Here is a 10287-nt window from a genome sequence, read left to right as displayed (position 1 = left end):
CGGCGGGGCCCGTGCGAGGCGCGGGCCCTGGGGCGGGGTGGTGCCGGTGGCCGGGGCCACCGACGTGCCGGGTGCAGGCAGGGTGCCCGGGCTTCGGGGCACAGCGAGGGCGCCTGGGGTTCCGGGTACCGCGAGGGTGCCCGGGGCGCCCGACGTGGCCGGGGCGATCAAGGAGGCAGGCTCGCCCGGGATGGTCCCGGGGGCGGAAATGGCCGAGGCGGTCAAGGAGGCTGGCATGGCCAGGGTGGCAGACGTAGCCGGGGTCGCCCGGGCGGTCGGGGTGGCGGGTGTGAACGGAGGTGCCAGTGCCGCGAGGGTGATGGGTGCGGCCTGGTGGGCTCGCGTCGGGCTGGGGTGAGGGCGGGGTTTGTGGGTGGGCGTGTGAGGGTGGGTGGACGCGGCGAGGGTGGGTGGGGAGTCGCCGGTGAGGGCGATGTCGCCGGCCCGGTCGGTGCGCAGCACTGTTGCGCCGAGGGTGTGCAGGTGGTCGAGGGTTCGGGTGGACGGGTGGCCGTAGGTGTTGTCCTCGCCGCAGGAGATCAGGGCGACGCGGGGATGGAGGGTTCGGGTCAGGTCCCAGTCCTGGTGGGCGGAGCCGTGGTGGGCGACCTTGAGAACGTCCACCCGACCCACACGGCCGATCAGGGCTGATTGGGCGGCGGGTTCGAGGTCGCCTAGCAAGGCAATCCGCAGGCCGCCTGCGAGGGTGACCGCCAGGGCGATGCTTGCGTTGTTGGCGCCTGGTGCGTCGAGGAGTACTCCTGGGTTGGGCCAGAGCACGTCCCAGGACAGGGCCTCGCCAACCGTGCGGCGTTCGCCCCTGCCCGCCCGCAACAACGGGACTCCCGCGCCCGCTGCCCAGGCCGCCACTCGAGCGGCCTCGCCCGGTGGGTCGTCCAGCGTCGTGCCTTCGACGGTGCCGACCCGGCGGTCGTGCAGCACCCCTGGTACGCCTTCGACATGGTCCGCATGGAAGTGGGTCAGGACCAACAACGGCACCTCCGTCACTCCGAGGTCGCGCAGGCAGCGGTCGGCCGCGCCCGGCTCCGGCCCTGTGTCGATGACGATCGCGCGGTCCGGGGTGTCCGTCGCGAGGACCACCATGTCCCCCTGTCCGACGTCGCACATCACCAGTCGCCACCCCGGCGGCGGCCAGCCCGTAGCGATCTGCGTGAGCTGCGGCGGGCGGAGGAGGACGCTGAGGAGAACCACCAGGAGCGATCCGGTCACCACGCCCCGCACCCACCGGCGGCGGGGCAGCAGCAGCGGCGCCGCCCAGCAAGCAGCCAGGACCGCCAGCGCGACCGTGACCGTCCCGAACCACCCACCGGGCCACGCCAGTTGGCCGCCCGGCACCTCCGCGCCCCAGCGGGCGACCTGGGCGAGCCAGGTGGCCGGCACCCCGGCGGGCTCCGCGAGCAGCCGGGCCGCGTCCGGGAAGGCGGGCTGCAGCACCAGAACACCGAAGCCGAGCAACGTGGCCGGGGCGACCGCCAGTTCGGCGAGCAGGTTGCACGGAATGCCGACCAGGCTGATGTGCCCCGACAGGACAACCGTCACCGGCGCGCACAGCGCCTGGGCCGCCGCCGTCGCCGCGAAGGCCCCCGCCAGGTGGTGCGGCCAGCCCCGGGCGCGCAGGGACTCGGCCCAGTGCGGCCCGAGGACGAGCAGCCCGGCGGTGGCCAGCACCGAGAGCAGGAAGCCGAAGGAGCGCGCCAGGAACGGGTCGAGCAGGACGAGGAGCAGAACAGCCCCGGCGAGCGCGGGCACCGCCTGCCGTGGGCGGCCGGTGGCCAGGGCCAGCATCCCGATCAGCCCCGTCCCTGCCGCCCGCAGGACACTCGGCTCGGGTCGGCAGACGGTGACGAAGGCCAGGATCAGCCCGGTGCCGAGCAGCGCACTGGTGCGCAGCGACAGCCCCAACACCGGCGCCAGCCCGCGCCGTTCGGCCGTTCCGGCCTGCCCGGGAGCGCCGAGCAGCAGGCCGAGGACGATCGCCAGGTTGGCTCCGCTGACGGCCACCAGGTGCACCAGGTCGGTGGCCCGGAAGGCTTCGTCGAGGTCCTCGGGCAGTCGCGAGATGTCGCCGACGACCAGGCCGGGCAGCAGCCCGCGCGCGTCGGGCGGCAGTGCGTCGCCGGCCGTGCGCAGCCCCTCGCGCAGCCGCCCGGCGATGCGCTGGGCCACGTCCGGCGGCTCGATCCGTCGCGGCGGGCCGTGCACGAGGAGCAGCGCCGAAGCCTCCGTGTCGCGCCCCTCCCCCGGTGGCCGCACCTCGGCCTCGGCGGCGAGCCGCTCGGACGGGAGCAGCCGCTGCCAGGAGCCGCTCTCCTGGCCCCTGGCCATGACGGTCACGGGCGTGGCCGTCATGGTGGCCCGCCCTTCGGGCAGGACGGCGACCCGGTCCGCCACCGCCTCCACGGTGACGAGCGGCTGCCCGCCGCCGGTGCCGCCCCGGGAGGTGTGGACCTTCGGGTCACCCGTGACGGTCAGTTCCACCTCCACCAGAGGCGGAGAGGCCGCACGGGCGAGCCCGGGCAGCGGTCCCCGGTGGAGGTCGGCGGTGTGCAGCGGTGTCGCGATCGCGGCCGCCGCCGAGGTGAGCAGGACGGCGGCGAGCGTCGCCACGGCCCCGTGCCGGTGTCGCGGCCGGCTGAGCAGGAGGACGGCCGTGAGGGCGGCGGCTCCGGCCGCCGTGAGGAGGAGGACCTCGTGCCCGGGCCCCAGCGGCAGGAGCACCGCGGCGACCACCCACGCCGAGACGGCGGGCAGCAGCAGTCGGAAGTCGTTGACGGGAGAGGTGGAGGAGGAGGCGGTGGCGGTCATGGTGAAGCCTCCCTTCGGGGCCCGAGACGGACGGAGTGTCAGAGGATCAGCAGCGGACGGAGCTCCGCGTACGTACGCGCCCCGATCCCGCTGACCTGCCGGAGCTGGTCGAGGGAGCGGAACGAGCCGTGCGAGGCCCGGTAGGCGAGGATGCGCTGGGCGAGCGTCGGGCCGACGCCGGGCAGGGCGTCGAGCTGTTCGAGCGTGGCGCGGTTGAGGCTGACGGGCGTCCGCGACGCCGCCGCACCCGGTGCGGCTCCCGGCGGCCCCGCGCCGGAGACGGCGCCGACGGCCGGGGCGGCACCGGTGCCCGGCTCGCCGACGAGGATCTGTTCACCGTCCGTCAGCATCCGCGCCAGGTTGAGGTTCCCCGTGTCCGCCTCCGGCAGCGCACCGCCCGCCGCCCGCAGGGCGTCGGCCACCCGCGAGCCGCCGGGCAGGGTGTGCAGGCCCGGCGTGCGCACCCGACCGCCGACGTCCACCACCAGGGCCACGGGAGCGGCGGACTCCTCGGCGGGTGCCACCGTCGAGGGCTCCACCGAGGCGGCCACCATCGCCGGAACGGCGACCGCCTCCGGCCTGCCCAGCCAGAAGTGCTGCACGGCGTACCCGACCGCGAACAGCAGCAGGATGGTCAGCCCGGCCACCGCCCGCCGGTCGAGCGCCAGCGCGGAGGCGAACCTCAGCCGCGCCACCACAGGCACGGGTTCCACCACCGTCGGCGCTTCCGGGGGCGGAGCCTCCTCCCGCGGAGGCGGCGGCAACAGCGCGGCCATTCGCAGCCGCAACGTCTCGTCGATCTCATGGCGCTTCTTCGCCGCGCCCAGGCTCAAGGTCGTCATGGCGAGGACGGTAGGGATTTCCCGCCGAACAGACGCGAATTACCGAAAACCTGTGGATAACTCCGATCCTCAGGGCAAATGGGTCACTCGAAGGCGTGAAAAAAGCCCCCAGCTCTGGACAAACCTCAGCAGGGCGCGACCACCACCGCGAGCAGCCCCGGCCCGACGTGCGCACCGATCACCGCCCCCACCTCCCCCACGTACAGCTCCCGCAGCCCCGGCACCCGCGCCCGCAGCCGCTGCGCGAGCGGCTCGGCGCGGTCCTCGGCCGCCAGGTGGTGCACGGTGATGTCCACCGCCCCCTCCCCCGACCGCTCGACCGCGATCTCCTCCAGCCGCGCGATGGCCCGCGAGGCCGTCCGCACCTTCTCCAGCGGCTCGATCCGCCCGCCGTCCAGGTGCAGCAGCGGCTTGACCGCCAGCGCCGACCCGAGCAGCGCCTGCGCCGCCCCGATCCGCCCGCCCCGCCGAAGGTGCTCCAGGGTGTCCACGTAGAAGAATCCGCTGGTCACGGCCGCCCGCCGACCCGCCGCCTCGGCCGCCGCCTCCAACCCCTGCCCCGCCCCGATCGCCTCCGCCGCCGCCAGCACGCCGTACCCGAGCGCCATGCCGACCATCCGGCTGTCCACGACCCGCACGGGTACGGGAGCCTCGGCGGCGGCCAGCCGGGCGGCCTCGACGGTGCCGGACAGCTCGCCGGAGATGTGCACCGAGACGATCCCCGTCGCCCCGGCCTCGGCGGCCGCCCGGTAGGCGGCGGCGAAGGCTTCCGGGTTGGGCATGGAGGTGGTCACCCGCTGCCTGGCGCGCAGCGCCTCGGCGACGTCCTTCGGGGAGATCTCGACGCCCTCGCTGAGGACCGTGTCACCGACCGAGACGCTCAGCGGAACCACCGAGATCCCGTACCGGTCGAGGGCCTCCTGCGGCAGATAGGCCGTGGAATCGGTGACAAGTGCGAGGTCGGAGGGCATGAGCCGGAGGTTACTCCCCGTCGGTCCGGGAGGACAGCGCTGCTACGAGAGCCGCTACGGACGCAGCTGCGGGCGCACCTACGGGGCAGCTACGGACGCCCCGTGGACGGCTTGCGCAGCCGCTCCGCCAGCTTCGCGAGCGGGTCGGCCAGCCCGAGCAGGTCCTCCGCGCTCGGCCTCCCCTTCCCATCCGTCAGCCCGGCCCGCGCCGCACCCCCGGCCGAGGACCCGGACGAAGCCCCGGCCGAAGACCCGGGCACAGAAGAAGCCGAAGCCGAAGAACCCGAAGCCGACGAATCCACGTCCCAGTGCCGCAGCGCCCCCGCCTCGCTCTCGCACTCCTGGCTCAGCCGGCTCAGCTCGTCGTCCGCGAACCGGTGCATCCGGTCCTGCGCCGCCCACCGCATGGTCTCCGCCGCGTGCGTGATCCGCTCCGCCCGTTCCCGCAGCTCCGGCAGCTTGGCCGCGATCCGCCCGGTGTCGGGTTCGCGCTCGAGCACCCGCAACTCGCCGTCGAGCTCCGCCGCGTGGGCGTCGAGCCGCGCGAGCAGCGCGAGCGCCTCGCCGAGCTGCCCGTCCTGTTCGACGCCGCCCTCCAGCACCTGCCGGGTGCCGTCCAGCGACGTGCGCAGCTTGAGCCGGACGGAGGCGATCTGCGCGGGCGGGCCGACCTTGGTGAAGGTCTTCGCCTTGAGCGTGGCGTTCTCGACGGTCCGGCGCGCGCTGGCCTCGTGCCGCTCGAGCTTCCTGGCGACGGCCTTGGCGGCCTTGACCGTTCCGACCACGGCCAGGGCGAGCACCGTGATCCCGAAGAGCAGGACCAGCCCGATCACCACACCGAACACGTCCATCGCCGCCACCTTCCGCCGCCGGATCAACCCGACCGAGCCCTACGCGGGCCCAACGCGGGCCGCATCACCGTGAGTTCCACCGTAGCCGCAGCCCCTGGCCCGCAGGAGCCCCAAACCGGCTCACGGCCCCGAGATCAGGGACAGATCGGGGATCCCCCCGAGAGCCCCCGGCAGCACCCCCCATCAGCGCCCCCGAGCACCCCCCAGCGGCACCCCCAGCAGCACCCCGGACCACACAGAACCGGGCGGGCGCCCCGAAGGACACCCGCCCGGCCTGCACCACAGAACCCGCAACCGTCAGCCCGTGACGATGTTCACCAGCTTCGGCGCCCGCACGATCACCTTCCGCACCGCCGCGTCACCGATCGCCGCGACCACCGCCGCGTCCCCCATCGCCAGCGCCTCCAGCTCGGCGTCGCTGATCCCCGGGGCGACCTCCAGCCGCGCCTTCACCTTCCCCTTGATCTGCACCACGCAGGTCACCGACTCGTCGACGACGTACGCCGGGTCCGCCACCGGGAAGTCGGTGTGCGCCAGCGACCCGTCGTGCCCCAGCCGACGCCACAGCTCCTCCGCGATGTGCGGCGCCAGCGGCGCGACCATCAGCACCAGCTGCTCGGCCACGACCCGAGGCGTGGAGCCCCGCTTGACCAGGTAGTTGTTCAGCTCGATCGCCTTGGCGACGGCCGTGTTGAACCGCAGCCCGGCCATGTCCCCGCGGATGCCGTCGATCGCCTTGTGCAGCGCCCGCAGCGTCGCGTCGTCCGGCGCGTCCTCGGTGACGACCAGCTCACCCGTCGTCTCCGAGACGATGTTGCGCCACAGCCGCTGCAGGAAGCGGTACGAGCCGATGACGGCCCGGGTGTCCCAGGGGCGGGAGACGTCCAGCGGGCCCATGGACATCTCGTACAGGCGCAGCGTGTCGGCGCCGTACTCGTCGGAGATGTCGTCCGGGGCGACGGCGTTCTTCAGGGACTTGCCCATCTTCCCGGCCTCGCGCTTGACCGGCTCGCCCTCCCAGAAGTACTGGCCGTCGCGCTCCTCGACCTCGGCGGCGGGCACCGGGAAGCCCCGCTCGTCGCGGTAGACGTCGGCGGTGATCATGCCCTGGTTGAACAGCTTGTGGAACGGCTCGACGGACGAGACGTGGCCCAGGTCGTGCAGCACCTTGTGCCAGAAGCGCGCGTACAGCAGGTGCAGCACGGCGTGCTCGGCGCCGCCGACGTACAGGTCGACACCGCCGGCCGGCTTGGCGGCCGTGGGGCCCAGCCAGTAGCCCTCGTTGGCCGGGTCGACGACCTCGGCGGAGTTCGTCGGGTCGACGTAGCGCAGGTCGTACCAGCAGGAACCGGCCCAGTTGGGCATGGTGTTGGTCTCGCGGCGGTACTTCTTCACGCCGTCGCCCAGGTCCAGCTCGACGTGCACCCACTCCGCGTTGCGCGACAGCGGCGTCTCCGGCGAGGAGGCGGAGTCGTACGCGTCGTAGGTGCGCGGCGAGTAGTCGTCGACCTCGGGCACCTCGACGGGCAGCATCGACTCGGGCAGCGCGTGCATCACGCCGTCCTCGTCGTAGACGATCGGGAAGGGCTCGCCCCAGTACCGCTGACGGCTGAACAGCCAGTCGCGCAGGCGGTAGTTGACGGTGCCTTCGCCGATGCCGCGCTCGGCCAGCCACGCGGTCGCGGCGGCCTTGGCGTCCACCACGCTCAGCCCGTCCAGCGACAGGCCGTCACGCGACGACCCCACGATGACGGAGTCGTACGTGTCGAACGCGTCGTCCCACTCCGCCGGGTCCGTGCCCCGGCCGTCGGTGGGCGCCACGACGCAGCGCATCGGCAGCGCGAAGGCGCGGGCGAACGCGAAGTCGCGGTGGTCGTGGGCGGGGACGGCCATGATGGCGCCGGTGCCGTAGCCCATCAGCACGTAGTCGGCGATGAACACCGGGACGGACTCGCCGCTGACCGGGTTCACCGCGTACGCGCCGGTGAAGACGCCGGTCTTGACCTTGGCCTCGACCTGCCGCTCGACGTCCGACTTGGCGGCGGCCGCGGCCCGGTAGGCGGCGACGGCCTCGGCGGGGGTGGCAGCGCCGCCGGTCCACTCGGCGGGCACGCCCTCGGGCCAGGCGGCGGGGACGATGGAGTCGACCAGGCCGTGCTCGGGCGCCAGCACCATGTAGGTGGCGCCGAACAGGGTGTCCGGACGCGTCGTGAAGACGGTGATCCGGCCGCCGTCAACGGCGAAGTCCACCCGGGCACCCTCGGAGCGCCCGATCCAGTTGCGCTGCTGCAGCTTGATGGCCTCGGGCCAGTCCAGCAGGTCCAGGTCGGCGATCAGCCGGTCCGAGTACGCGGTGATGCGCATCATCCACTGGCGCAGGTTGGACTTGAACACCGGGAAGTTGCCGCGCTCGGAGCGGCCGTCCGCGGTGACCTCCTCGTTGGCCAGCACGGTGCCCAGGCCGGGGCACCAGTTGACGGGCACCTCCTTGGCGTAGGCCAGCCGGTACTCGCCCAGCACCTCGTCGCGCTCGCCGGCCGACAGCGAGGCCCACGCGCGCCCGCCCGGCACCTCGCGCGCGCCGGACTCGAACTCGGCGACCAGTTCGGCGATCGGACGGGCCTTGGCGGCCGCCTCGTCGTACCAGGAGTTGAAGATCTGCAGGAAGATCCACTGCGTCCAGCGGTAGTACTCCGGGTCGATCGTGGAGATCGAGCGGCGCGGGTCGTGGCCCAGGCCCAGGCGGCGCAGCTGGCGGCGCATGTTGGCGATGTTGGCCTCGGTGGAGACCCGCGGGTGGGTGCCGGTCTGCACCGCGTACTGCTCGGCGGGCAGGCCGAAGGCGTCGTAGCCCAGGGTGTGCAGCACGTTGTGGCCGGTCATGCGCTGGTAGCGCGCGTACACGTCGGTGGCGATGTAGCCCAGCGGGTGGCCGACGTGCAGGCCCGCGCCGGAGGGGTACGGGAACATGTCCATGATGAAGCTGTGCGGCTTCGAGGCGACGTCACCGGCGGACGGGTCGGCCAGCTCGCCGACGGGGTTGGGGGCGTGGAAGGTGCCCTCCTTCTCCCAGATGTCCTGCCAGCGGGACTCGATCTCCGCCGCCAGCGCGGCGCTGTACCGGAACGGCTCGGTGGCGGCCTCGGCCGCGCCGGACGCAGGGGTCGTCTCGCTCATGGTCCTTCAAGCTCCATCGGTGTCAGTTGGCGAACCGCGCGGCGCGGCCGTCCAAGGCTCAGCCCGTGAAGAGGGGCGGGGGCGGAAAACAGGGGCGGAAAACAAAAAATCCCCTCGCAGGAGGGGACGCCACGCCGACTCCGGCACCGCCCTTGGGCTCAGCCGGTCCTGGTCAGCGCGGCCGGCTAAGGAGCAGGCTCACGGTTCGCATGGGCTCAGGGTACCGCAAGCCCGTCAACCCCCTCCCGGACATTCCCCGAGCGGTCCCGCACCACCGCTCCGGACATTCCCCGAGCGGTCTCACTCCGCCGCCGCCCGCCCCGCCGCGTCGAAGTCCCGCAGCGCCCGCGCCAGCCGCTCCGACTGCATCCCCGCCGCCAGGGCCCGCGCCAGCTCCGCCGTCCGGGCCGCCTCCCGCCGGTCCCCGAGCCGCCGGTGGGTCTCGGCGAGGCGCACCATCAGCAGCGCCTTGCTGCGCGCCCGCCCCGACCCGAGCCCGGCGACGGCCTCGGCGAGCAGCGCCTTGGCCATCCGGTGGCGTCCGAGCGCCAGGCGCCCCTCCCCCACCATGCCCGCGACCAACGCCCGGGCCTCCTCGGTGCCGGGCACGCCGTCCAGTTCGGCGAAGGCCCGGACGGCGGAAGCCTCGGCCTGCTCGGCGTCGCCCCGGCGCCCGTGGGCGCGGGAGATGCGGCCGAGCTGGCGGGCCCGCCCGACGGGGGTGAGCGCCTGGCCGTGCACGTCGAGGGCGCGGCTCAGCGCGGCGACGGCGTCCAGGCCGCGCCCGCCGGCGCCCTGGGTGGCGAGCACCACGAGCGCGCCGAGCACGGCGACCCCGAGCCGGACGTCCCCGCTGACGTGCGCGGCGCGCAGCGCGGCGACGAAGGCCCGCTGGGCGGCCGCGTCGTGGCCGAGGTCGTACGCGGCCCAGCCGGCCAGCCGGGCGAGCCTGCTGGCGGTGCCGTACAGGTCGCGGCCGAGCCGTTCCTCGTACGCGCCGAGCTCCAACAGCTTGGCCAGCATGGCGAGTTCGGCCCGGGCGGGGCCGAGGACGAGGCCCCCGCCGCAGGAGCGCTCGAGCCGCTGCTTGCTGCGGTAGGACAGGCCCAGGTCGCCGACCAGGGTGGGGTCGACGCGCAGCGCCCCCTCGCCGCCGCCGACGGGCGGGGGCGGGGTGGCCAGGCGGTCGGCGGCCACGTCGAGGTCGCCGCTGCGGAAGAGGTCGGTGAGCCGTACGGGCCCGGCGTCGGTGGCGGCCTCGCGCAGCGCGGTCTGCGCGGTGTCGGCCGTCCACGCGTCGGTGAGCAGCCCGGGCGAGAGGATCTTGGCGCCGCGGTGGCCGCCCATCCGGCCCCACAGCTGTTCGTAGGTGACGGCGATGCCCAGGGTGCGACTGAGCACCTCGCAGACGGTCTGGTCGTGCGGGCTGCGCGGCACCATGCCCCGGTCGCGCCACTTGTACGGGGCGGTGGAGCTGATCGCCAGGCCCGGCGGCAGGGCGAGGCTCACCTCGCGGGCCAGGCGTTCCGGACTCCAGCCGAGCTGGTGCAGTATCCGGGCCAGTTCCTCGTTCCGCCTTCGCTGCAGATCGGCCATGGCACGACGGTAGCGGGATTCGGG

Annotated in this window: 6 protein-coding genes; all 6 read right to left on the bottom strand. The window is 74.1% G+C overall.

Annotated features, from left to right (window positions below; translation table 11 throughout):
- Positions 1–2826, bottom strand: a 2826-nt coding sequence (locus IH61_RS0131475) for a ComEC/Rec2 family competence protein (RefSeq protein ID WP_051838413.1), incomplete at its 3' end; no start/stop codon positions are given.
- Positions 2827–2864: 38 nt separating this feature from the next.
- Positions 2865–3668: a ComEA family DNA-binding protein gene (locus IH61_RS0131470; RefSeq protein ID WP_078911536.1), complete on the bottom strand. Its 804-nt coding sequence runs from the start codon at positions 3666–3668 to the stop codon at positions 2865–2867.
- A 125-nt stretch (positions 3669–3793) separates the two neighbouring features.
- Positions 3794–4639 (bottom strand): DegV family protein, encoded by an 846-nt coding sequence (locus IH61_RS0131465; protein WP_031076087.1) that lies wholly within the window; start codon positions 4637–4639, stop codon positions 3794–3796.
- An 89-nt stretch (positions 4640–4728) separates the two neighbouring features.
- On the bottom strand, positions 4729–5490 hold the full coding sequence (locus IH61_RS41815; protein ID WP_037973612.1) for a hypothetical protein: 762 nt from the start codon (positions 5488–5490) through the stop codon (positions 4729–4731).
- 297 nt (positions 5491–5787) lie between these two features.
- A complete protein-coding gene (leuS, locus tag IH61_RS0131455; RefSeq protein WP_031076083.1) occupies positions 5788–8667 on the bottom strand; it encodes a leucine--tRNA ligase in 2880 nt (959 codons plus the stop codon).
- Between the two features lie 300 nt (positions 8668–8967).
- Positions 8968–10263, bottom strand: a complete 1296-nt coding sequence (locus IH61_RS0131450; RefSeq protein WP_031076082.1) for a hypothetical protein — start codon at positions 10261–10263, stop codon at positions 8968–8970.
- Positions 10264–10287 lie beyond the last annotated feature (24 nt).

The sequence above is a fragment of the Streptomyces sp. NRRL WC-3742 genome (genome assembly GCF_000720635.1).
Classification (GTDB): domain Bacteria; phylum Actinomycetota; class Actinomycetes; order Streptomycetales; family Streptomycetaceae; genus Kitasatospora.
This window is presented reverse-complemented; position numbering and strand designations above follow the sequence as displayed.